The following is an 18,159-nucleotide window of genomic DNA, read 5'->3' on the forward strand; positions in this document are numbered from 1 at the left end:
GCCAAGCCCCCGAATCATCCCCTCTTCCCCCACGAAGCGTGTCTTAATCGCGCCGAAGCGCTTCGCAAGGCTTTGGCGATGCGTCGAAATCGCACCCGTCTGGCATCTGCGCCGATGGCATCCTATCTTCCTTGGCGTCACGGCCGGCACCCCTTGCCCCCACGGAACAAATCTGGAACAACGCCCCCATGAGTCTGACCCATATTTCGGTGCGCGGCGCGCGCGAGCATAATCTCAAGGGCGTGGACGTCGATCTGCCCCGCGACGCCCTGATCGTCATCACCGGCCTTTCCGGCTCGGGCAAGTCCAGCCTCGCCTTCGACACCATCTATGCCGAGGGGCAGCGCCGCTATGTGGAGTCGCTCTCCGCCTATGCGCGCCAGTTCCTGGAGATGATGCAGAAGCCCGATGTCGAGCATATCGAGGGCCTCTCCCCCGCGATCAGCATCGAGCAGAAGACCACCAGCCGCAACCCGCGCTCCACCGTCGCGACCGTCACCGAGATTTACGACTATATGCGCCTGCTCTGGGCGCGCGTCGGCATCCCCTATTCGCCCGCCACCGGCGAGCCGATCAGCGCGCAGACCGTCAGCCAGATGGTCGACCGGGTCATGCTCCTGCCCGAAGGCACCCGCTTCTACCTGCTCGCCCCGGTCGTGCGCGGGCGGAAGGGCGAATATCGCAAGGAACTGGCCGAGTGGCAGAAGGCGGGCTACACCCGCGTCCGCATCGACGGCGAGCTTTACCTGATCGAGGACGCCCCCGCCCTCGACAAGAAATACAAGCATGACATCGAGGTCGTGGTCGATCGCCTGGCGGTCAATGCCGACATGGCCACCCGCCTCGCCGACAGTTTCGAGCAGGCGCTCAAGCTCGCCGACGGCCTCGCCTTTGTCGACCTGGCCGAGGGCGTCGTCCCCGGCCGCGAGGACGAAGCCCAGTCCGCGGGCAAGATGAAGAATGCCGGCATCCCCGCCAACCGCATCGTCTTTTCCGAGAAATTCGCCTGCCCGGTCAGCGGCTTCACCATTCCCGAGATCGAGCCGCGCCTCTTCTCCTTCAACGCCCCCATGGGCGCCTGCCCGGCCTGCGACGGCCTGGGCGAGCGGCAGGAGTTCGACCCCGAACTGGTCGTCCCCAACGAAGCCCTCTCCCTGAAGAAGGGCGCCGTCGTCCCCTGGGCCAAGTCCAACCCGCCCAGCCCCTATTATATGCAGGTCTTGGGCTCCCTCGCCAAGGAGTTCGGCTTCTCCCTCGACACCCCCTGGGCCGAGCTGCCGGGCGAGGTGAAGCTCATCATCCTCCACGGCACCGGCGGCAAGCCCGTCACCCTGCGCTTCGTCGACGGCAAGAAGAGCTACGAGGTCAAGAAGCCGTTCGAGGGCGTGATCGGCAACCTCAACCGCCGCCTGCTCCAGACCGAAAGCGCCTGGATGCGCGAGGAACTGAGCAAGTACCAGACCGCCATGCCCTGCGAGACCTGCCACGGCGCGCGCCTCAAGCCCGAAGCGCTGGCGGTCAAGATCGCCGGCGAGGACATCTCCGTCTCCACCCGCCGCTCGGTGGTGGACGCGCTCGCCTTCTTCACCGCGATGCCCGACGCGCTCAATGAGCAGCAGAACCAGATCGCCCGCGCCATCCTCAAGGAAATTGTCGAGCGCCTCGGCTTCCTCAACAATGTCGGCCTCGATTATCTGAACCTCGACCGCACATCAGGCACATTGTCGGGCGGCGAAAGCCAGCGCATCCGCCTCGCCAGCCAGATCGGCTCGGGCCTCTCGGGCGTGCTCTACGTCCTCGACGAACCCTCGATCGGCCTGCACCAGCGCGACAATGACCGGCTGCTCGTCACCCTGAAACGCCTAAGAGACCTCGGCAACAGCGTCATCGTCGTCGAGCATGATGAGGATGCGATCCGCGCCGCCGACTATATTGTCGATATGGGGCCGGGCGCCGGCGTCCATGGCGGCACCATCGTCGCCCAGGGCACCCTGCCCGAACTCTTGGCGCACAAGGACAGCCTGACCGCGGACTATCTCAACGGCACCCGCCGCATCGAAGTCCCGGCCAAGCGCCGCAAGGGCTCGGGCAAGAAGCTCACCGTCCACAATGCCCGCGCCAACAACCTCACCGGCGTCACCGCGTCGATCCCGCTCGGCACCTTCACCTGCATCACCGGCGTCAGCGGATCGGGCAAGTCCAGCTTCACCATCGACACCCTCTACGCCGCCAGCGCCCGCACCCTCAACGGTGCCCGCATCGTCGCCGGCCCGCATGACAAGATCACGGGCCTGGAACATTGCGACAAGGTGATCGACATCGACCAGTCGCCGATCGGCCGCACCCCGCGCTCCAACCCGGCCACCTATACCGGCGCCTTCACCAATATCCGCGACTGGTTCGCGGGCCTCCCCGAAGCGCAGGCGCGCGGCTACAAGCCGGGCCGCTTCTCCTTCAACGTCAAGGGCGGCCGCTGCGAAGCCTGCCAGGGCGACGGCGTGCTCAAGATCGAGATGCACTTCCTCCCCGACGTCTATGTCACATGCGACGTCTGCCACGGCGCCCGCTACAATCGCGAGACGCTGGAGGTGAAGTTCAAGGGGATGAGCATCGCCGACGTGCTCGACATGACGGTCGAGGATGCGGTCGAATTCTTCAAGGCCGTGCCGCCGATCCGCGACAAGATGGCGATGCTCGCCGAAGTGGGCCTTGGCTATATCAAGGTCGGCCAGCAGGCCACCACCCTGTCGGGCGGCGAAGCCCAGCGCGTCAAGCTCGCCAAGGAATTGTCGCGCCGCGCCACCGGCAACACCCTCTATATCCTCGACGAACCCACCACCGGCCTGCATTTCGAAGATGTCCGCAAGCTGCTGGAAGTCCTCCACGCCCTAGTCGAACAGGGCAACAGCGTCGTGGTGATCGAGCATAATCTCGATGTTATCAAGACGGCGGATTATATCATCGACATGGGACCGGAAGGCGGCGTGAAAGGCGGCGAAGTCGTCGCGCAGGGCACGCCGGAGCAGGTGGTGAAGGAGAAGCGCAGCTTTACCGGGCGCTATCTGGCGCCGTTGCTGGGGCTGGAGGCTGTGGCGGCGGAGTAATCCGCCGCTTAGGCAGCGGTCGTTGATCCAAGCCCTAGCGCGCCCACCATACTGTTGGTTGCATACTCCTCTCCGCGCGCGGACCAACCACGAGTTCTGAGTACCGTTCCTTTTATGAAGGTGCTTGTTTCGCGGTTTTTGGATATATAAATGGACTCCGTTGCATTTCGCCAAGGTTTGTCAAACCGAGAGGTAAGTGCGCCTTACCTTCGGGCAATCGACTCCGCGTGTCGGCGTAGGCCCCTAAATATGCACCGATAGCCAAGCGAACCTTTTCATCGACGGTTTGAAAAAGGTGCCGATCATTGCAGAACCAGTAATGCTTGCCCCAGCCGTCTATCATACCGTCAATCCGCTTGAGCGTAGCTATTAGAGCCAACTTCGGATCTAGTTTGTGTCCATGGCGCAGGCCCGTTATTGCGTTTTTGCTCGCATCAAGCTGAGCGTCGATTGAGCTGATAAACTTGGTGCGCGCCCTCTTGGCAGGGCGAACAAAGCCAGCAGATATTTCTATTCCCAAAAATTCAAAGCCTTTGCTCACCTCATGGGCCTGTTTCGACGATTTCTCAGGTGCGAGTTCCATATCGAACTCCTCCAGCAGTCTCCGGGCCTTCCGGAGGCGTGCATCAGCTGCTTTCCTTGTCGGGGCCAGAATGACGAAGTCGTCGATGTATCTAATGCAGCGGCAATCTCCTTCGTTCATTGCGTTATCAAATGCCGCGAGGAGGATGTTGCCGAGCAACGGGGACAAGGAATTACCTTGTGCAACGCCAATATCTTCAATCGGAAACTGATCAGCGAATTTCCGTAACTCGCTCAAATTCGCCAGTTCAACGCTGATGGCAGCCTCGAGCAGCGCCATCAAATCATCATCTTTGATTGCACCACGGATTATGCCCATCACCGTTGATTTTGGAACTTTGGTGAAGAAGCCAGTAATATCCGCAGCCGCGACCCAGCCTGCTCCTCGGCCGATCCCATCCAGCACGGCCTTGATCGCAGCGGGTACTGCCGAGATGCCATCACCCTTCGCTCTGTCATCCGTTTGAGCTTTACGTAACCCGCCAAAACTATGAGGTGTGTTTACGTAAGGCTTGAGTGCCGGAATCTCGACCAAAACGTTGAGAATTGCCCTTTGCACAATTCGGGCCTCAAGCGATGAGATAACAATTGGGCGGATTTTCCCCGTAGGCTTGCCCCTACCGTCACGCTTTTGGATCGGCGCACCTCTGGCCTGCCCAAAGGTGAACGTACCGCGCGAAAGGCGGCGCTGTATTGATCGGAGATTGGCAGCCGGGTCTTCGGAAAAGCGTTCAATCGCTTGCCGAACGTCTTCAGAATTGGAGAACTTGCCGTTGCGGTAAATTACCCGCCAAGCATCTTCAAGGTTGGAAGATTTGTGAACGGCTCTACGTAGCTTTGATAACACGTCTTGCGGGTCCTGTCGGTGAACCAGACCCATCTGACGGAGCGCTAAACCTCGCAGCGGTTCCAAATGGCCCGTGCCGCGCATACTTGGCGTCAACCTGAGTCGTCGCCTCGCCGTGGCAATGAGTCATGGTCACAACGGACGCGCCGCCTGTCCCGATCACCGCCAAAGTCAGCACCATCAGTATAGGAGGAAATCGTTTCGCCTTCAAGATTATTACGGAGGTAGCATAATTATTTTCAGCTAATCTGCTGACCCAAAACTAGATCACGATGAATGTTTACTTGCCTCCTAAGCCTAACCGAACATCCTCCAATCTGAACCAAACTCCACCCCTCTCAATCGACACCACGCAGCATCCCTGATACCTTCCCACTGATGACCAAGCTCACCCCCATCGAGTCCGAATTTGCGACGACCGAGGATGCGGAAGCCCATGACGCATGGGTCCGCGCCAAGGTGGAACGCGCACTGGCCTCCACCAAGCCGCGCATCCCGCATGACGCAGTCATGGCAAAGGCGCAGGCCGTTCTCGACAAATATAAATGACCCTGCCGGTCGTCTGGGATGACGAGGCCGAAACAGCCCTCCTCACCATCCTCGACTATATCGGCCCGCGCAACAAAACTGCGGCCGAGCGCCTCTATGCCGCCATCCGGCACACTGCCGACAATCTGCCCAACCACCCCTATGCGCATCGCCCAGGCCGCACGCCCGGCACGCGCGAAGCCGTGGTTCACCCCAATTATATCCTCATCTACCGCGTCGGGATCGAGGCGATCGAGATATTGACGCTCGTTCACGCGCGCCAGCAATATCCCTGAGCACCGGAACGCAGAAAGGCGCGCTTTGCAGGCCCGTATGGGCGCACTGGTGGCCAATTCCTATTCCGCTGTCCTACACCCCGCCTTTCTGCCTACCCTTCCGGCAACGCGTTCTCTTTCCCTGAAAGGGCCTTGCCATGTCCTGCGCATTTCCGCCGATCACGCCGCCCCTGCCGGACACCATCCCCACACCCGATCCGCAGCGGCGGGTCGATGGCTGGAGCCCGGCGCGCCAGCGGCGCTTCCTGGAGATACTCGCCGCCACCGGCGTCATCATGCTCGCCTGCGAAGGGGTGCGCATCACCGCGCGCTCGGCCTACACGCTGCGTATCCGCCATGACGGCGCCGCCTTTCGCCTGGGCTGGGACGCCGCGATCCTGATCGCCCGCGCCCGCCTGGCCGACGATCTCCTGTCGCGCGCGATCATGGGCAGCGAGGAGGTGATCCGCAAGGATCCCGACAATTATGAAGTCCGCCGCCACCGCCATGACAATCGCCTCGCCATGTCGATGCTCGCCCGGCTCGATCGCAAGGCCGACAGCCCGCCCGAAGGGTCGGACGCCGCGCTCGCCCGCGTCGTGGCCCAGGATTTCACCGCCTATCTCGACCTGATCTGCCCGGCCGAGGATGCCGACAAGGAGTCTGAACTGATCGGCCTGCCGCGCACCGGCATGGAGCGCATGGCCCGCGACATGGCCGACGCCCGCCTGCTCAACGGCGACCAGCCCGAGACGCCCGAACCCATCGCGCCGGAAGCCGCACCCGCCCTCGCCCCCGCCGCCTCGGTCGCGCTCTTCATCGCCGCCCGGCTGGCGCTCCAGCCCGGTGCGAAACGCCCGCCCATCCAGCCGGGAATCTCGCCCTTTTCCGACCGGAATGAACGGTGTGAACTTCCGCCCCATATCCACCGCGCCGACCTGCCGCCGGAGGAGGCCGCGACCCGTTTGCGCGGCGTCTGGTGGGATGAGGATCGCGAGCAATTGCGCACCGATTACCCCGCCCCGCCCGGCTTCACCGGCGACCAGAGCGAGGATTATTACGATATCGACGAGTATGACCGCGCCCTGACACAAGCCGAGGAGGCCGCCTATGCCGCGGAGCTGGAGGCGCAGGCCCGCCCCTATGAGGAGGCCGCCACCCGCGCCCGCGACGCCCGTTTCGGCTTCGCGCCCGGCAGTGACGAGGAAATCGCCGTGCTGGAAGCGGCCGGCTACGAGCTTTTGAGCGAGGATGAGGAAGACGAGGCGGAAGAGGAGGACGCGGCGGCAGACCCCGCCGAAACGGCCAGTGATTTGCCAGGACGCCCGCAATGCCGTACAAGGGCGCTGCTATAGTCGCAAATCGACGGTCTTCGGCGCTTTGCGGCACCTATCTCCTTCTTTCCCTGCCCCTCTAGCCCCCGGCGAGTCCACACGGGGCCCGCCGCATTGAAAGAAGGAAATATCATGAGCAGCATCACCGGAACCGTGAAGTTCTTCAACGCCGACAAGGGCTATGGCTTCATCGAGCCCGACACCGGCGGCCAGGACGCGTTCGTCCACATCAGCGCCGTCGAGCGCGCCGGCCTCGCCACCCTGCGCGAGAAGGACCGCGTGTCCTATGACCTGGAGCAGGACAAGCGCGGCAAGATGGCCGCGGTGAACATCGCCCACGCCGAATAATCGGCCAATCGGGCCGGGCGCCGCCGCATGGTGGCGCCCGGTCCCGGTCAGATATAATCCTCGGCAATGCTGGCGCCGAGCAGGATCAGGTTCGCCGCGATCAGCATCGCCATGTTCGCGCGCCGGCTCCGCACCCGCAGCAGCGCGACCAGCAGGGTCAGCAGCCCCACCAGCCCGCCCAGCAGGATCGGCGCGGCATAGGGGGCGAGCGGCCCAGCGGGGGCATCGGCCACCGGCCTCACCTCTTCCAGCACGCCCTGGCCGATCGTGACCGCGACATTGGCCAGCAGCAGCCCGCCGATCACCATCCGCTTCTGCCGGTCATACCAGTCGTCGAAATCGGGCCATTGTTCCGGCTCGTCGGGAAAGATCAGCGACGCGGCAAGATGATAGACGCCGACGATCGCCAGCACCACGACCAGCGTCAGATAGCTCGCATCCATCTGGTCCCGCATGATATAGGCGCTGCCCCAGAAGCTGGTGAGGTCCAGCAGCACGAACAGCCCCAGCAGCGGCGTCAGCCAGCCGATCCGCACCGGCTTGGCAGTCCGCTTGAGCTTCAGCGCACGGGCAAAGCCGCCCAGCACCTCGGCGATCGCCAGCCCCAGCAGCAACCCGAACACCGCGAACACCAGATCGAATGCCGACATTGCCACCCCCTTGTCCCGGCGGCCCCCGCCACCGTCCGTCGCAAGACTAGCAAGGCCCGTCGCGGACGCAATCATGCTCGGAACCCTTGCCGCCGACGCCGGTTCTTTTCCCCGACTGGCAACCAAGGAGTTCCCCATGATCCGCACCCTGATTTTCGGCGCCATCGCCGGCTATGTCGGCAAGAAGCTCTATGACGATGGCAAGCTGACCGAGTTCAAGGACGACCTCGTCGCCCGCTACAACGAAGCCCGTGCCAAGCTGGAGGATCAGCGCATCCAGGACAGCCCGGCCCCGGTCGTCACCCCGGCCACGGCCAGCGGCGCTTCCCCCCTGGCCCATTAAGCCCCATCCTCTCGGCGGCGCGCCATCTCGACGCGCCGTTGATGCCGTCCGCTCGCTGCCGCACTCCCCTCTCGATGGCAGCGGCGGGCGGTTTCGCGTTTCTGATCAGTATCTTGGCGCAACCTTCGCGCCGCTTGCGGGTTCTCCTCCCGACAGGGAAAAGAAGAGGAGACTATCCCGTGCGTACCCCCATAATGGCGCTTGCCGCCCTTGCCATGCTCCCGCTCGGCGCCTGCACCTCGGACAATTATGGCGGCGGCTATGGCTATGACCGCCCCGGCGGCTACAACCGCCCGCCCGGCGGCCGTGACCGCGACCGGGATCGCCGCCCGCCGCGCCGCCACCTCGGCGACAATGACCAGATCTACCGCGACCGCGACGGCCGCTATTATTGCAAGCGGGATGACGGCACCACCGGCACCATCGTCGGCGCCATCGCCGGCGGCGTGCTCGGCAATGTCATCGCTCCCGGCGGTTCCAAGACGCTCGGCACCATCCTCGGCGGCGCGGGCGGCGCGCTTGCCGGCCGGGCCATCGACAAGAACGACATCAACTGCGAATGACAAAAAGAGGGCGTGGGGATCACTCCCCACGCCCTTTCCTACTCAAGCCAATTCGGCTTACAGCTTGCCGGTCAGTTCCGGCACCACCTTGAACAGATCACCGACCAGGCCGATGTCAGCCACCTGGAAGATCGGCGCGTCCTCGTCTTTGTTGATGGCGATGATGGTCTTGCTGTCCTTCATGCCGGCAAGGTGCTGGATCGCGCCCGAGATGCCGACAGCGATATAGACTTCCGGCGCGACGATCTTGCCTGTCTGGCCGACTTGATAGTCGTTGGGGACATAGCCCGCGTCGACCGCAGCACGCGAGGCACCGACGGCCGCGCCCAGCTTGTCGGCCAGCGGCATGATATATTCCTCGAAGGTCGGACCGTCCTTCAGCGCGCGGCCACCCGACACGATGATCTTGGCACTGGTCAGCTCGGGGCGTTCCAGCTTGGCGATCTCGGCGCCGACGAAGGAGGAAATGCCCTTGTCGCCGGTCGAGGCCACGGCTTCCACCGCACCATTGCCGCCTTCTTTGGCTGCCTTTTCAAAGGCCGTGCCGCGCACGGTGATGACCTTCTTGGCATCCTTCGACTTGACCGTGGCGATCGCGTTGCCAGCATAGATCGGACGGGTGAAGGTATCTTCGCTCTCGACCGACAGGATGTCGCTGATCTGCATCACGTCCAGCAGGGCGGCGACGCGCGGCGCGATATTCTTGCCGTTGCTGGTGGCCGGCGCGACGAACGCATCATGATGGCCCATCAGCTCGACGATCAGCGGCGCGACATTTTCTGCCAGCGCATGGCCAAAGGCCGCGTCGTCGGCGACATGGACCTTGCCCACGCCGGCGATCTTGGCGGCTTCGGCGGCAACGCCCTCGACGCCCTGGCCGGCAACCAGCAGATGGACTTCGCCCAGCTTGGCCGCGGCGGTCACGGCGGAAAGGGTCGCGTCCTTGACGGCGGCGCCCTCATGTTCAACCCAAACGAGCGTCTTCGTCATGCTGCAACTCCCAGAGCCTTGAGCTTCGCCACCAGTTCATCGACATCGGCAACCTTGATGCCGGCCGAACGCTTGGGCGGTTCGGAGACCTTGAGCGTCTCCAGACGGGCGGCGATGTCGACGCCATAGTCGGCCGGCGTCTTGTTCGCGAGCGGCTTGGACTTGGCCTTCATGATGTTCGGCAGCGACGCATAGCGCGGCTCGTTCAGGCGCAGGTCGGTGGTGATGATCGCCGGGGTGGCGAGCTTCACCGTCTCCAGGCCGCCATCGACTTCGCGGGTGACATTGACCTTGTCGCCCTCGACCTCGACCTTGCTGGCAAAGGTGCCCTGCGGCAGGTTCAGCAGCGCGGCGAGCATCTGGCCGGTCTGGTTGCTGTCGTCGTCGATCGCCTGCTTGCCCAGGATGATCAGGCCAGCGCCTTCCTCTTCCTGCACCTTGGCGAGCAGCTTGGCGACGCCCAGCGGTTCAACTTCGTCATCGGTCTGGATCAGGATGGCGCGGTCAGCGCCCATCGCCAGCGCCGTGCGCAGCGTTTCCTGCGCCTTGGCGACGCCGATCGATACCGCCACCACCTCGGTCGCCGCGCCCTTTTCCTTCAGGCGAATGGCTTCCTCGACGGCGATTTCGTCGAATGGGTTCATGCTCATCTTGACGTTGGCCAGGTCGACACCCGTGCCATCCGCCTTCACGCGCGGCTTCACATTATAGTCGATAACCCGCTTCACGGGCACAAGGATCTTCATTTCAACATCCTCCATTTTCACGCCATCGCCCGCCAACGCGAACACGGACGTGGGCGACCCGTTTCTAGGTCACCCACGCCCTATGGCGTATCTTCTCAGGTGATTAGGGGGCTCAGGCCGCCTTCCTCACTTCTGCCACGATCTTCTTGGCCGCATCGCCCAGGTCGTCAGCGGGAACGATCGGAAGACCCGAATTGGCCAGAATGTCCTTGCCCTGCTGGACGTTGGTGCCTTCGAGGCGGACAACCAGCGGAACCGACAGGTTCACTTCCTTGGCAGCTTCGACGATGCCATTGGCAATGATGTCGCACTTCATGATGCCGCCGAAGATGTTGACCAGAATGCCCTTAACGGCCGGGTCCTTCAGGATGATCTTGAACGCTGCGGTCACCTTCTCGGTGGTGGCGCCGCCACCCACGTCCAGGAAGTTGGCGGGGAATTCGCCGTTCAGCTTGATGATGTCCATGGTCGCCATGGCCAGGCCAGCGCCGTTCACCATGCAGCCGATGTTACCGTCGAGCTTGATGTAAGCCAGGTCGTACTTCGACGCTTCGACTTCGGCCGCATCTTCCTCGGTCAGGTCGCGCAGTTCGGCGATGTCCTTGTGACGGAACATGGCATTGCCGTCGAAACCGACCTTGGCGTCGAGGACGAGGAGGTTTCCCTGCTCGGTCAGCGCCAGCGGGTTGACTTCGATCTGCTCGGCGTCGGTGTCGAGGAACGCGGCGTAGAGCGACGCGGCAACCTTCGAAGCCTGCTTGGCGAGGTCGCCGGTCAGGCCTAGGGCAGCGGCAACGGCGCGGCCGTGGTGCGGCTGGAAGCCGGTGGCCGGATCGACCGAGAAGCTGTGGATCTTTTCGGGGGTCGAGTGAGCGACCTCTTCAATGTCCATGCCGCCTTCGGTCGACACGACGAAAGCGATGCGGCTGGTGGCGCGATCGACCAGCAGCGCCAGATAGAATTCCTTGGCAATGTCGGCGCCGTCGGTGATGTACAGACGGTTGACCTGCTTGCCGGCTTCGCCGGTCTGGATGGTGACCAGCGTGTTGCCGAGCATGTCGGTGGCGTGGGCCTTCACCTCGTCCAGGTTGAAGGCGAGGCGGACGCCGCCCTTGGCTTCGGGGGCCAGTTCCTTGAACTTGCCCTTGCCGCGGCCACCGGCGTGGATCTGCGACTTCACGACATAGAGCGGTCCGGGCAGCTTCTTGGCAGCCTCGACGGCTTCCTCGACGGTGAAGGCGGCGTGACCGGCGGCGATCGGCGCGCCATACTTGGCGAGCAGTTCCTTCGCTTGATATTCGTGAATGTTCATGGGCTAGCCCGTCCTTTGTTCACAGGAAAACTGTTGAGGCGGGTTAAGCACAGGCGAGGAAGCAGGGCCAGAGCCATTTCGCAAAACGACTTTGCAAAATTGCAAAACCCTTGCGAAGCCCGACCCTGCTTTATTGTGAAATCAGTGTCAGAAGGAGCAGTGGATGGCGGCCTTGCTGGTCACCAGGAAAATCTCCGGATCCTCCAGCGCACGGACCTTATAGAGGAGTTCGTCCATGCTCATCTTGCCCATGTGCGACTTGTGGAGCGAGGCGATCGACTGGAGCCGCCGCAACTGCACCAGACTAAGCCGATCGACCATGCGTTCGGCCATGCAGCCAGCCATACGCGGCGAAAGACCAGCGTCGATCAGCCCGACACGCACGCGTGATTCGGGGGAAACACTGGCACAGGAGGCCAGCAGAAGGGAGCCGGCGAGCGCGCCGATCGTTGCACGAAAAGATATGGTTGCCATGGACATGGCCATGGCAGCAGATGGCTGAACAGAGCCTAAATGCGCCGAGCACCCAAAGGAGTTTCCATGGATCGGATATTTTCCGCCCTATCGGCACGGATCGCCAGTTGGACCGGCCAGCCACTCGCCTTCATCCTGGCAGTCAGCGTGGTCGCAATCTGGGGCCTGACCGGCCCGCTTTTTCACTATTCCGACACTTGGCAACTGGTGATCAACACCGGCACGACCATCGTTACCTTCCTGATGGTCTTCCTGAACGCAACGGTTGTAGCAAAAAGCTAACGCTTTCACTGCTAAGGCCGTCGAATGTCCAAGAACGCAATAATTTACGCACGTTTTAGCTCTGCCGAGCAAAGCAAGGGTCACTCTCTAGAGCGCCAAAAAGAGAACGGCCAGAAATATGTAGCCGAAAACGGCTACATTCTTTCGGGGATTTTGACCGACGAGGGACGCTCCGCTTTTAGTGGGAAGAACCGTTCAGAAGGCTCGTCACTCTTTCAGTTCGAGGCAGAAGCCCGCGAAGGCTTGCATACAGGTAAAGTCCTGTGCGTCGAAAATGTCGACCGACTTTCCCGTCAAGGCGCGAAAGCAGCCGCGCAGCTAATTTGGGCGCTAAACGAAAATGGTGTCGATGTCGCGACCTGGAGCGACAACACGACATATCGGGCCAACAGCAATTCCGACATGATGGAGTTGTTCGGCCTCATCATCAAAGCGCAACTTGCCCACGAGGAAAGCGTCAAAAAGAGTGAGCGCGTCCTTGATGCTATCGGCAAACGCTATTCCAGAATTGCAGCAGGCGACCGCACGGTATCAATCGGCAGAGTGCCCGCATGGCTCGAAAAGACCGAAAGTGGGTATGAGCTTAATCCACACCGGACAAAAGTGCTCAACGAGATTTTTGATTGGTATGCCAGCGGCGTCGGCATTTACCGAATTGTCGCAAACCTCAATGATCGAAACGAACCGGGCTGGCAGGATTGCGGAGAAGAGCGCGGCAACGGTTGGTATATGCCGTATATCCATCGCCTGTTGCAGCATCGCGCAGTGCTAGGTGAGTTCATAACCCTCAAAGGCGAACTGATCTCACCTGACTTTTTCCCCCAAGCGGTGACAGCAGACAAGTTCATGCGCGCCCAGATTATGCGCGCCGGCAAACAGCGCACAGGTGGCCGCGACACCACACAAATGAGAAACCTGCTGTCGGGTATGGTGGTCTGCTCCGAATGTCAGGGCAAAGCAGGTTATCAATATCGCGTCCCTTCCACGCGCAGCTACATCACTAAAGCAGGTGAGCCGCGCATCTATGAGATTTTAGCATCCGAGCATCTGCGTTGCGACCGCTACCGGCGCAAACACTCCTGCTCCAATTCGGTCATTGTCGATTACAAGCTAGTCGAAAAATCGGTGCTCGACCAACTGCTATCCGTTGCATTTTCCGAGCAAGAGGAAGTCAGCCAGCCCAACCAGTTCGACGTTCAGATTGCCGAAACTGTCCGGCAAATCGAGCATACCACGCAACGCCTCAACAATCTCTACGATCAGGTAGAAGACGGCATCAAAGGGCTAGGCAGTCGTATCGAACAGCGTCAAGCCGAATTGCAGCTACTCGAAACTGCACTAAAGGAGCAGCAGGAAGCGCGAGCAATCGACGCAGCAAAGCCCAGCCATTTTGACGATGCAGCGATGATTGCCAGCTTGCGTGATGACCTCAACAGCGACGACCCAGACATTCGCTATTATGCCCGCACCCAGACCAACGCAGCGCTCAAGCGCGTCATTGAGGAAATTATAATCTGCCCCGATGGCACGTTCACTGTCGAAGCCGACATTGCAGTTTGGCACTTCGATAAAAACGGAACCTGTATAGGCGGACAAGCGCTATAAGCGTCATGCAGACGCGCTCATGCAGAAAGCCCCCAGCGTATAGCTAGGGGCTTCTGGCTATCAGGATGGGCTTCCTAGCAGCCCTGTGAAGCTATCTCACATGCGGGGCAACTCGAAGATCGCAGAGCCAATTTCCAAACGGAAATGCGACTTGTGACGCTCGCAATAAACACGCGCATCATCGAATGAAAATGCAAATTGGTCATCTTCATATTCGGGATTGCTGTCCAGCGTTTCTACGAAGTTAGCAAGTGCGTCCATGTTAACCATCTGTCGTCTCCTTCTCCAACTGTAGAACACCAGTCAGTTTCCAGAGCGAGCAAAGACTACTCTCAAATTCAGAACTTAGGCAGAAAAATAGGCAGAACAACGAGTAGACGAAAAACCAGACATTGAGTTGAAATCTGCTCTTGTCCAGTTTGCTCAAAGGCTATGTATGGAGTGTTGGCAACAACAAGGAGTGGCCGACAATGAACATCAAGAAGCACCCCGAATTTGAAACTGAACATACGATCGGGGGCAAGAAGACTGCCGTGTTCGCTGGTGACACAAATGTGTGGCTGCTCATCGAGAGCAACGAAGAAGACCCCGACGCTTTCGAGTTTAACGGGACGTGGTGGCGCAAAGCACTGCCCGACCTATAAGTTAAAGACAGCTTAACAAATGGCCCCGGAAAGCAATTTCCGGGGCTTTCGTGTCTTTGCTTGACTTATGATATATAGGCACTGCTATTCGCGGCAGATCAGCCGGAGGACGTATGGGCAGACGCATTGAAATTCGCTTGCTTGAGGGCTTGCCCGAGCATCTACAAGACACCATCCTGACCAGCAGCACACTTAGGACTGTCCGACCGACAAAAGTCGTAGAGAAGCGGGTTAGCGAAGCTGCGCTTGCATGGCTCAGGGAACGCGCAATCGGCCAGGAACATATCAGCTTTGCGTTTTACAAATGGCCCGCAAACGGCCCTGCTCATTACGGCCTGCTATTCGCATATAACCCGCGCACCGATCGGACATTCCGACTGCCGTTCAGTGAGACGGTTGGGGAAACCGAAAACATAGCAAGCTGGGATGAGGCAGAAATCGAACTGCACCTGTTCAGCCTAAAACAATTTGGCCAGCCCAGCGCGGTATAGCATTGCCCTTTTGCCAGTTTGGCGCACTGTTTTCTCAGGCACACAACCTAGGAGTGCCTAAGAAAATGGAATGGACTAGCTTAATCCGCCCGCAGCAGATGCAGCAGCTTATCATCAATCATGAGATACAGCAGCCGCTCAAAGGGACACGCAAGGAAATCAATTTCCAGCCAATCGTGAAGCTGCATATTCCCGGCACATTTTGCATGTGGCTGCTAACCGAGTGCGACAATGATGGGATGGCGTTCGGGCTATGCCAGATACAATGTGCAGAGCTTGGCTCGGTCTGGCTACCGGAAGTTGCTGATTTGGACCTGAACGGCGTCCGAGTGATCGAGGATGAGACGTTCGTCGTCAATCATAGCCTCAACACATATGCGGACATGGCCAAGCGCAACGGCGGCCTATTGCTGCTCTAATAAATAGAGGCAGCAGGGTTCTGCATAGCCTGCTGCCTTTCAGTCCGTGAAGGAAAGCCCCGGAACTCTCCTGCCGGGGCTTTCTCTACCTTACTTGCCCGACTTTTCCGCAAGCACCTTGTCGATGTCGGCAGCATCATATTTGCCAGCCTCTTTCAAAGCAGCAGCAGCCTCAGCGGCAGTTTGCTTCTTCTTCCCGATCCGATTAGCGAACGCTCTACGGATATTGGTCAGGGGATCGCTGCTGGGCGCGCGAGTAGCAGCAGCTTTCGGCTTTGCACTCACAGAGGCACTTCCGGTCAGCAGATCGTCAAGTTCCCCCGCATCCACATTTGCGATCAGCTTATTCAGGGCTTCAACGAACCGCTCGCTGGGAATGAAAAGCTCAGTCTTGTCGGAAATGGCCAGCGGTTGACCCTTGAGCTTCGGAGTGAATTTCACCGTATCGCCGTTAGCGGTCCACATGCGGTTAGGCGCTTTGGTGCGACCTTCCTCAAACTGCTTAATTGCCGCTTCCAGCGCTCTCTTAAACGGCTTTCGGATAGCCGTCTTATCGACCGGCTTAGCTTCAAACTGTTCACGAAGGGTATCGTCGGTAAGCGACAGGAAATCAGATAAGGGCATAATGTCCTCCTAGTGCGACTACCAGCGCACTAAAGGGACATTGTAGAGCAGTTGTCAACAAAATGGGGTCGAGAAGCCCGACCCCATTGCAGTTAATGGTTGTTTAGCAGTTAGCTTGCAGGCTTGTCCGCTTTGGGCTTCGACTTGCGCGTCTCACGCATCTTTTCGGTTCTGGTAGCACGAGCAGCTTCAAGGGCAGATAATTGTTCGTCAAAAGCCCCCTTCCCGATCTCATCGGCAAAATAGGCCATCGCTTCGGGAAACGCCTTTGTTTCGACGGCAAGCTGCGTTTCATCGCCGCGCAATTTGAGAGCAGAGTTGCCGTAACGGATCGAGAATGCAGTGTCGGAAGCACCCGACCTGAACCAGCGCCGACCATCCTTCTTCGGATCGTTGAAAAGTGCGATCTGCGTTTTGATCGCCTCAAGCACAACATCACGCGCAGTGCGCTTGCCGGTCTTGCTCAGGTCAGGGGACTGTCAGGATTTCCGTGTGCGGCCGGGCGGTTGATCATCAGGCCGCCATGGCTCTGATGAAACGTTCGCCGAAGATCACGGCAAATTGCGCCTTCGCCATGGTCCACTCACGTGGTGGCATCTTCCACTCTTTCTCCGACCGATTCAAGATCAGGTAGAGCAGCTTGGTGGCGGCCTCGTCGCTGGGGAAGTGTCCCCTGGCCCTGACAGCCCGCCTGAGCTTCGAGTTCAAAGCTTCGATGGCGTTCGTAGTGTAGATGATCCGGCGGACCTCGTCGGGGAACGCAAAAAACGGGATCACCTCGCCCCAGGCGCGCCGCCAGCTCTGGCCGATGGCGGGATAGCGCTGCCCCCAAGGGCCAGCCTCAAATGCTGTCAGCGCCTTTTCGGCGGCATCTGCGTCGGTGGCACGGTAAATCTCCTTGAGCGCGCTGGCGAGGTTCTTTCGGTCCTTCCAGGAGACGAAGTCCATCGAGTTGCGCAGCAGGTGAACGATGCAGGTCTGGACGATCGCATCGGGGAACACTGCGGTGATCGCATCGGGAAAGCCCTTCAGGCCGTCAACGACGGCCAGCAGGATGTCTTCAACGCCACGGTTGCGAAGCTCGTTCATCACCCGAAGCCAGAACTTGGCACCCTCATTCTGCTCGAGCCACAAGCCGAGCACCTCCTTTGCGCCGTCGGCGCGGACGCCCAGCGCAATGTGGATCGCCTTGTTGCGCACCATGCCCTCGTCGCGGATCTTGACCCGGATCGCGTCGAAGAAGACCAGCGGGTAAACCGGATCGAGCGGCCGCTGCTGCCAAGTGGCGACCTCATCGAGCACGGCGTCGGTCACCGTGCTAATCAAATCGGGTGAGACGTCGATGCCGTATAGATCGTGCAGGTGCCTGGTGATCTCGCGGGTGCTCATGCCGCGCGCGTACATCGACACGATCTTGTCGTCGAAGCCGGGAAAGCGGCGTTGATACTTGGCGATCAACTGCGGGTCGAAGCTCGACTGGCGATCGCGCGGCACGTCGATCGCCAACTTGCCGGTGTCGGTCATTACCGTCTTCCGACCGTAGCCGTTGCGCATGTTGCCGGCGCCGTCTTCGCCAGCGAGGTGGTGATCCATCTCCGCATTCAGGGCACGCTCTGTCAGCGCCTTCTTCAGCGAATCGAGCAGACCGCCCTGCTCGAAGGCGGCACTGGCAGCGCCGCCCGCCAAAAGCTGATCGAGAAGCTCATTCGGTATGGCAGGTTCTTTGCGTCGTGACATAGTGGGACTCCTTGTTGCCCATTATGCCCGGCCGCACACGGAAATCCTGACAGTCCCCAGGTCAGCAACGGCGGAAACCGACTTCAGTGCATTAGGATTGAACGCCATCTAATTAACTCCGATCTGTGCAAGCATCATTGCTTACTCAGTTCGTATGTTGCCACTCCCCAACCAGAACAACCGAAGAAAGACAGCCAGATTACCTTTTAGGCTATTGACCTCAAGAGCAACTAGGCAACCGACCTTCCAGAGTGACGCTCT

The 18,159-nt window shown here is 60.3% G+C and carries 21 protein-coding genes and 1 pseudogene; 12 read left to right on the plus strand and 10 right to left on the minus strand.

Features of this window, described 5'->3' with window-relative positions:
* Positions 1-188 precede the first annotated feature (188 nt).
* Positions 189-3,104 carry an excinuclease ABC subunit UvrA gene (gene uvrA, locus N6H05_RS18575; RefSeq protein ID WP_284111059.1) on the plus strand — a complete coding sequence of 972 codons (2,916 nt, stop codon included), beginning with the start codon at positions 189-191 and terminating at the stop codon, positions 3,102-3,104.
* Positions 3,105-3,216: 112 nt separating this feature from the next.
* On the opposite strand, the gene N6H05_RS18580 is transcribed toward uvrA, so the two are convergent.
* Positions 3,217-4,617 carry a reverse transcriptase domain-containing protein gene (locus tag N6H05_RS18580; protein WP_284111061.1) on the minus strand — a complete coding sequence of 467 codons (1,401 nt, stop codon included), beginning with the start codon at positions 4,615-4,617 and terminating at the stop codon, positions 3,217-3,219.
* A gap of 294 nt (positions 4,618-4,911) precedes the next feature.
* Here N6H05_RS18580 and relB point away from each other — a divergent pair, with 294 nt between their 5' ends.
* The 4 genes from relB to N6H05_RS18600 all read left to right on the plus strand — a co-directional run bounded on the left by relB (position 4,912) and on the right by N6H05_RS18600 (position 7,018).
* Positions 4,912-5,082, plus strand: a complete 171-nt coding sequence (gene relB, locus N6H05_RS18585) for a type II toxin-antitoxin system RelB family antitoxin (protein ID WP_010336649.1) — start codon at positions 4,912-4,914, stop codon at positions 5,080-5,082.
* Positions 5,079-5,357 carry a type II toxin-antitoxin system RelE/ParE family toxin gene (locus tag N6H05_RS18590; RefSeq protein ID WP_161731919.1) on the plus strand — a complete coding sequence of 93 codons (279 nt, stop codon included), beginning with the start codon at positions 5,079-5,081 and terminating at the stop codon, positions 5,355-5,357. The genes relB and N6H05_RS18590 overlap by 4 nt, the downstream gene beginning before the upstream one ends.
* A 137-nt stretch (positions 5,358-5,494) precedes the next feature.
* Positions 5,495-6,691, plus strand: coding sequence for a hypothetical protein (locus N6H05_RS18595; protein WP_284111065.1), 1,197 nt, complete (start codon positions 5,495-5,497; stop codon positions 6,689-6,691).
* Positions 6,692-6,802: 111 nt separating this feature from the next.
* The gene (locus tag N6H05_RS18600) at positions 6,803-7,018 is read left to right on the plus strand and encodes a cold-shock protein (protein WP_037512246.1); all 216 of its coding nucleotides are present in this window, start codon (positions 6,803-6,805) and stop codon (positions 7,016-7,018) included.
* Positions 7,019-7,065: 47 nt separating this feature from the next.
* Here the strand turns inward: N6H05_RS18600 and N6H05_RS18605 are convergent, their stop codons facing one another.
* Complete coding sequence (locus tag N6H05_RS18605) at positions 7,066-7,668, minus strand: hypothetical protein (RefSeq protein WP_037491660.1); 603 nt, start codon at positions 7,666-7,668, stop codon at positions 7,066-7,068.
* A gap of 136 nt (positions 7,669-7,804) precedes the next feature.
* Here N6H05_RS18605 and N6H05_RS18610 point away from each other — a divergent pair, with 136 nt between their 5' ends.
* Both N6H05_RS18610 and N6H05_RS18615 read left to right on the plus strand, forming a co-directional pair.
* Complete coding sequence (locus N6H05_RS18610) at positions 7,805-8,011, plus strand: hypothetical protein (protein WP_004207728.1); 207 nt, start codon at positions 7,805-7,807, stop codon at positions 8,009-8,011.
* A gap of 179 nt (positions 8,012-8,190) precedes the next feature.
* Positions 8,191-8,574, plus strand: coding sequence for a glycine zipper 2TM domain-containing protein (locus N6H05_RS18615; RefSeq protein WP_284111070.1), 384 nt, complete (start codon positions 8,191-8,193; stop codon positions 8,572-8,574).
* A gap of 57 nt (positions 8,575-8,631) precedes the next feature.
* On the opposite strand, the gene N6H05_RS18620 is transcribed toward N6H05_RS18615, so the two are convergent.
* From N6H05_RS18620 to N6H05_RS18635, 4 genes are all read right to left on the minus strand, one after another.
* Positions 8,632-9,564 (minus strand): electron transfer flavoprotein subunit alpha/FixB family protein, encoded by a 933-nt coding sequence (locus tag N6H05_RS18620; RefSeq protein ID WP_284111072.1) that lies wholly within the window; start codon positions 9,562-9,564, stop codon positions 8,632-8,634.
* Positions 9,561-10,310: an electron transfer flavoprotein subunit beta/FixA family protein gene (locus N6H05_RS18625; RefSeq protein ID WP_279776230.1), complete on the minus strand. Its 750-nt coding sequence runs from the start codon at positions 10,308-10,310 to the stop codon at positions 9,561-9,563. The genes N6H05_RS18620 and N6H05_RS18625 overlap by 4 nt, the downstream gene beginning before the upstream one ends.
* A gap of 112 nt (positions 10,311-10,422) precedes the next feature.
* Positions 10,423-11,622, minus strand: coding sequence for an ADP-forming succinate--CoA ligase subunit beta (sucC, locus tag N6H05_RS18630; protein ID WP_004207732.1), 1,200 nt, complete (start codon positions 11,620-11,622; stop codon positions 10,423-10,425).
* A 147-nt stretch (positions 11,623-11,769) separates the two neighbouring features.
* A complete protein-coding gene (locus N6H05_RS18635; RefSeq protein WP_284111076.1) occupies positions 11,770-12,096 on the minus strand; it encodes a hypothetical protein in 327 nt (108 codons plus the stop codon).
* A gap of 66 nt (positions 12,097-12,162) precedes the next feature.
* On the opposite strand from N6H05_RS18635, the pseudogene N6H05_RS18640 reads away from it, so the two are divergent.
* Both N6H05_RS18640 and N6H05_RS18645 read left to right on the plus strand, forming a co-directional pair.
* Positions 12,163-12,351 (plus strand): annotated as a pseudogene (locus tag N6H05_RS18640) (low affinity iron permease family protein); the annotation flags it as partial.
* 51 nt (positions 12,352-12,402) lie between these two features.
* Positions 12,403-13,983 carry a recombinase family protein gene (locus tag N6H05_RS18645; RefSeq protein ID WP_284111078.1) on the plus strand — a complete coding sequence of 527 codons (1,581 nt, stop codon included), beginning with the start codon at positions 12,403-12,405 and terminating at the stop codon, positions 13,981-13,983.
* Between the two features lie 96 nt (positions 13,984-14,079).
* On the opposite strand, the gene N6H05_RS18650 is transcribed toward N6H05_RS18645, so the two are convergent.
* Complete coding sequence (locus N6H05_RS18650; RefSeq protein ID WP_284111080.1) at positions 14,080-14,253, minus strand: hypothetical protein; 174 nt, start codon at positions 14,251-14,253, stop codon at positions 14,080-14,082.
* Positions 14,254-14,453: 200 nt separating this feature from the next.
* Here N6H05_RS18650 and N6H05_RS18655 point away from each other — a divergent pair, with 200 nt between their 5' ends.
* The 3 genes from N6H05_RS18655 to N6H05_RS18665 all read left to right on the plus strand — a co-directional run bounded on the left by N6H05_RS18655 (position 14,454) and on the right by N6H05_RS18665 (position 15,537).
* Positions 14,454-14,627: a hypothetical protein gene (locus N6H05_RS18655; protein ID WP_284111082.1), complete on the plus strand. Its 174-nt coding sequence runs from the start codon at positions 14,454-14,456 to the stop codon at positions 14,625-14,627.
* A gap of 113 nt (positions 14,628-14,740) precedes the next feature.
* Entirely contained in the window at positions 14,741-15,118 is a 378-nt protein-coding gene (locus N6H05_RS18660; RefSeq protein WP_284111083.1) for a hypothetical protein, read from the plus strand.
* Between the two features lie 65 nt (positions 15,119-15,183).
* Complete coding sequence (locus tag N6H05_RS18665; protein WP_284111085.1) at positions 15,184-15,537, plus strand: DUF2958 domain-containing protein; 354 nt, start codon at positions 15,184-15,186, stop codon at positions 15,535-15,537.
* Positions 15,538-15,627: 90 nt separating this feature from the next.
* Here the strand turns inward: N6H05_RS18665 and N6H05_RS18670 are convergent, their stop codons facing one another.
* The 3 genes from N6H05_RS18670 to N6H05_RS18680 all read right to left on the minus strand — a co-directional run bounded on the left by N6H05_RS18670 (position 15,628) and on the right by N6H05_RS18680 (position 17,898).
* Complete coding sequence (locus N6H05_RS18670; protein WP_284111086.1) at positions 15,628-16,161, minus strand: hypothetical protein; 534 nt, start codon at positions 16,159-16,161, stop codon at positions 15,628-15,630.
* A gap of 110 nt (positions 16,162-16,271) precedes the next feature.
* Entirely contained in the window at positions 16,272-16,592 is a 321-nt protein-coding gene (locus N6H05_RS18675; protein ID WP_284111088.1) for a hypothetical protein, read from the minus strand.
* 82 nt (positions 16,593-16,674) lie between these two features.
* Positions 16,675-17,898, minus strand: a complete 1,224-nt coding sequence (locus N6H05_RS18680) for an IS256-like element ISSpwi2 family transposase (protein WP_014082638.1) — start codon at positions 17,896-17,898, stop codon at positions 16,675-16,677.
* Positions 17,899-18,159: the final 261 nt, after the last annotated feature.

Origin of the sequence: Sphingobium sp. WTD-1, assembly GCF_030128825.1 — a bacterium.
Classification (GTDB): Bacteria; Pseudomonadota; Alphaproteobacteria; order Sphingomonadales; family Sphingomonadaceae; genus Sphingobium.

What these genes read in the sequence shown, in the direction of transcription:
- sucC (WP_004207732.1), bottom strand. Translation starts at nt 11,622, where the DNA reads ATGAACATTCACGAATATCAAGCGAAGGAACTGCTCGCCAAGTATGGC.
- N6H05_RS18590 (WP_161731919.1), top strand. Translation starts at nt 5,079, where the DNA reads ATGACCCTGCCGGTCGTCTGGGATGACGAGGCCGAAACAGCCCTCCTC.
- N6H05_RS18635 (WP_284111076.1), bottom strand. Translation starts at nt 12,096, where the DNA reads ATGGCAACCATATCTTTTCGTGCAACGATCGGCGCGCTCGCCGGCTCC.
- N6H05_RS18655 (WP_284111082.1), top strand. Translation starts at nt 14,454, where the DNA reads ATGAACATCAAGAAGCACCCCGAATTTGAAACTGAACATACGATCGGG.
- N6H05_RS18670 (WP_284111086.1), bottom strand. Translation starts at nt 16,161, where the DNA reads ATGCCCTTATCTGATTTCCTGTCGCTTACCGACGATACCCTTCGTGAA.
- N6H05_RS18600 (WP_037512246.1), top strand. Translation starts at nt 6,803, where the DNA reads ATGAGCAGCATCACCGGAACCGTGAAGTTCTTCAACGCCGACAAGGGC.
- N6H05_RS18665 (WP_284111085.1), top strand. Translation starts at nt 15,184, where the DNA reads ATGGAATGGACTAGCTTAATCCGCCCGCAGCAGATGCAGCAGCTTATC.
- N6H05_RS18645 (WP_284111078.1), top strand. Translation starts at nt 12,403, where the DNA reads ATGTCCAAGAACGCAATAATTTACGCACGTTTTAGCTCTGCCGAGCAA.
- N6H05_RS18650 (WP_284111080.1), bottom strand. Translation starts at nt 14,253, where the DNA reads ATGGTTAACATGGACGCACTTGCTAACTTCGTAGAAACGCTGGACAGC.
- N6H05_RS18680 (WP_014082638.1), bottom strand. Translation starts at nt 17,898, where the DNA reads ATGTCACGACGCAAAGAACCTGCCATACCGAATGAGCTTCTCGATCAG.
- N6H05_RS18620 (WP_284111072.1), bottom strand. Translation starts at nt 9,564, where the DNA reads ATGACGAAGACGCTCGTTTGGGTTGAACATGAGGGCGCCGCCGTCAAG.
- N6H05_RS18625 (WP_279776230.1), bottom strand. Translation starts at nt 10,310, where the DNA reads ATGAAGATCCTTGTGCCCGTGAAGCGGGTTATCGACTATAATGTGAAG.
- N6H05_RS18660 (WP_284111083.1), top strand. Translation starts at nt 14,741, where the DNA reads ATGGGCAGACGCATTGAAATTCGCTTGCTTGAGGGCTTGCCCGAGCAT.
- uvrA (WP_284111059.1), top strand. Translation starts at nt 189, where the DNA reads ATGAGTCTGACCCATATTTCGGTGCGCGGCGCGCGCGAGCATAATCTC.
- N6H05_RS18595 (WP_284111065.1), top strand. Translation starts at nt 5,495, where the DNA reads ATGTCCTGCGCATTTCCGCCGATCACGCCGCCCCTGCCGGACACCATC.
- N6H05_RS18605 (WP_037491660.1), bottom strand. Translation starts at nt 7,668, where the DNA reads ATGTCGGCATTCGATCTGGTGTTCGCGGTGTTCGGGTTGCTGCTGGGG.
- relB (WP_010336649.1), top strand. Translation starts at nt 4,912, where the DNA reads ATGACCAAGCTCACCCCCATCGAGTCCGAATTTGCGACGACCGAGGAT.
- N6H05_RS18580 (WP_284111061.1), bottom strand. Translation starts at nt 4,617, where the DNA reads ATGCGCGGCACGGGCCATTTGGAACCGCTGCGAGGTTTAGCGCTCCGT.
- N6H05_RS18610 (WP_004207728.1), top strand. Translation starts at nt 7,805, where the DNA reads ATGATCCGCACCCTGATTTTCGGCGCCATCGCCGGCTATGTCGGCAAG.